Below are 1,562 nucleotides of genomic sequence, written 5' to 3'. Positions count from 1 at the left end.
CCTGATATGGCTCCAGATTTTTCACTTCAGTTTACCCGGACAAGGTTTTCCTTTTGACAACTTGCAAGAGTCAGTCATTTGGGCGGGAACTCCGCTTTATGTTTTCACTGTTTCACAGGATAAGGCGTGGTCATTAGTATTAACGCCAGATGCCTATTTTGCCTGGGTTAAAAGCAGTGATATAGCCTATGCCTCGAGTGGATTCATTGGTCAATGGCAAGCTGCTGCTAAGAAAGGTCTTGTGGCTATAACTGAAACAGGTGCAACGGTGCTTGATAAACAGCAGCATTTTCAATTTACAGGATATATTGGCGCTGTATTCCCTCTTGCTCAGCGCAATGAGGAGACAACCTCAATCTTAATTCCGGTAAAAAATGCACACCAGCAAGCAGTGGTCACTATGGGGAGTGTCAGTAAGAACGCTGCCAGTGTAATGCCACTGACCGCATCGAAAAAAATATGGCCAAACTCATTAAACAATTACAGAATCGCCCATATGGATGGGGTGGTGCTTTCTTCTTTAATGACTGCTCTCAGGAAATGAAAAGTTTGTTTACTCCATTTGGTATTTGGTTGCCTAGAAACACGGCGCAACAGTCAAAGTTGAGTTCAACCGTGGATTTGTCAAATAATAAGTTGGAGACACGCCTTAGTTTGTTGCAACAAAAAGGACATCCACTTATGACTCTTATTTATATTAATGGTCATGTCATGTTATATATTGGCAAAAAGAAAGTGAATCAAGACGTAGAAGCAATCACTTACCAAAATGTCTGGGGACTTTCTCCCGTTAATGGAGACAAACGTTATATGATTGGTCAGGCAGTTTTTTACCATTGCTTAAATATTATCCCGAAAATCCGGAGATTAATTCACCAGCCAATAAAGGTTTTTAAATTGGTTTATCTGGACACCTTGGATACTCAAGCACTTTCGCCCCAAATGTTTAAAAAGCGCTTTATTGATACCACGCCAGCTATGAATGTAGAAGATCCCATATTATGAGATATAAATTAATAGTTGCTTTTTTGGCTATTGCATTAGCTATTTTGATGATTGAGAAATCAAAACAAAACTCAAATGACAACTGCCAAGAGTTTATTAGTCAAGCGAATCTACGAGATTTACCCTTATCAACTTCGCAACTTATAATCGTTAAATCACGGGATGGTTTTTAAAGCAGAAATCAGTGCTTGTCAGCGAGAAGGAAAAATCTGGCGCAGTGTAACTCCACCATTTCTGAGCGTAATTGGTAAAGCCGGTATCGCATTGCAAAGTGAAAAAGAAGAAGGGGATATGAAAACTCCAGCTGGGTTATACTCTCTAAACACGGCATTTGGCTCTCAGCCTTTGGCGTTGAAAATGGATTATAAATACATCACGGCAGATGACAAATTTGTTGATGATGTAAACTCTAAAAGTTATAACACTTGGGTGACTGGTAAAACTGATGCTAAAAGTTATGAGTCCATGTTAATTGATGCTTACAAAATGGGACTGGTAATTAATTACAACATGGATCCTATTGTTCCGGGTGCTGGAAGTGCAATTTTATGCACCTA

The 1,562-nt window shown here is 39.5% G+C and carries 3 protein-coding genes and 1 pseudogene; all 4 read left to right on the top strand.

Going from position 1 to position 1,562, the window contains the following annotated elements:
* Nucleotides 1-544: SH3 domain-containing protein (locus tag BN58_RS34130; RefSeq protein WP_232220569.1), on the top strand; the 544-nt coding region annotated here is incomplete at its 5' end.
* Nucleotides 541-1,005, top strand: a complete 465-nt coding sequence (locus BN58_RS34125; protein ID WP_051131900.1) for an NlpC/P60 family protein — start codon at nucleotides 541-543, stop codon at nucleotides 1,003-1,005. The genes BN58_RS34130 and BN58_RS34125, both read left to right, overlap by 4 nt.
* On the top strand, nucleotides 1,002-1,178 hold the full coding sequence (locus BN58_RS30955; protein ID WP_019217036.1) for a hypothetical protein: 177 nt from the start codon (nucleotides 1,002-1,004) through the stop codon (nucleotides 1,176-1,178). The genes BN58_RS34125 and BN58_RS30955 overlap by 4 nt, the downstream gene beginning before the upstream one ends.
* A pseudogene (locus BN58_RS24755) lies at nucleotides 1,168-1,562 on the top strand (L,D-transpeptidase family protein); the annotation flags it as partial. The gene BN58_RS30955 and the pseudogene BN58_RS24755, both read left to right, overlap by 11 nt.

The organism is Legionella tunisiensis, assembly GCF_000308315.1.
Lineage (GTDB): Bacteria > Pseudomonadota > Gammaproteobacteria > Legionellales > Legionellaceae > Tatlockia > Tatlockia tunisiensis.
This window is presented reverse-complemented; position numbering and strand designations above follow the sequence as displayed.

Bases quoted from the DNA above. Each gene is read 5' to 3' on its own strand.
- BN58_RS34125 (WP_051131900.1), top strand. From the start codon at position 541: ATGAAAAGTTTGTTTACTCCATTTGGTATTTGGTTGCCTAGAAACACG.
- BN58_RS30955 (WP_019217036.1), top strand. From the start codon at position 1,002: ATGAGATATAAATTAATAGTTGCTTTTTTGGCTATTGCATTAGCTATT.